Source organism: Aquabacterium sp. A08 (genome assembly GCF_011742065.1).
In genome coordinates this window covers 1-599 of the sequence record NZ_JAAQQT010000528.1, presented here as the reverse complement: position 1 = coordinate 599, position 599 = coordinate 1, and the positions used below count along the sequence as shown (strand labels likewise).

Below are 599 nucleotides of genomic sequence, written 5' to 3'. Positions count from 1 at the left end.
AACTCCACCGAGCGGATCTGCAGCACCTTGGAGCCCATGCTGGCCATCTCCAGCATTTCCTCGAAGCTCACACGCGCCAGGCGGCGCGCTTCGGGCACCACGCGCGGGTCGGTGGTGTACACGCCGTCCACGTCGGTGTAGATCAGGCATTCGGCCGCGCCCATGGCGGCGGCCACGGCCACGGCGGAGGTGTCGGAACCCCCACGGCCCAGGGTGGTGACGTTACCGCCTTCATCGATGCCCTGAAAGCCGGTGATGATGACCACCTTGCCTGCGTTCAACTCGCCCTTGACGCGGGCGTCGTCGATGGACTCGATGCGGGCCTTGGTGTAGGCGCTGTTGGTCTTGATGGGCACCTGCCAGCCGGAGAAGCTGACGGCCTCCAGGCCTTCGGCCTGCAGCGCGATGGCCAGCAGGGCGGAAGACGCCTGTTCGCCGGTGGCGGCGAGTTGGTCGAGTTCGCGGCCGTAGGCGTCGCCGGGCTTGGCCGGGGCCAGTTCCTTGGCCAGGCCCAGCAGGCGGTTGGTTTCGCCGCTCATGGCGCTGGGGACCACCACCATCTGGTGGCCGGCGCGGTGCCACTTGGCCACGCGTTTGGC

General features: G+C 68.6%; 1 protein-coding gene. It reads right to left on the bottom strand.

What is annotated here, in order from left to right:
- Positions 1-599: aspartate kinase (locus tag HA630_RS03915; protein WP_166832493.1), on the bottom strand; the 599-nt coding region annotated here is incomplete at both ends.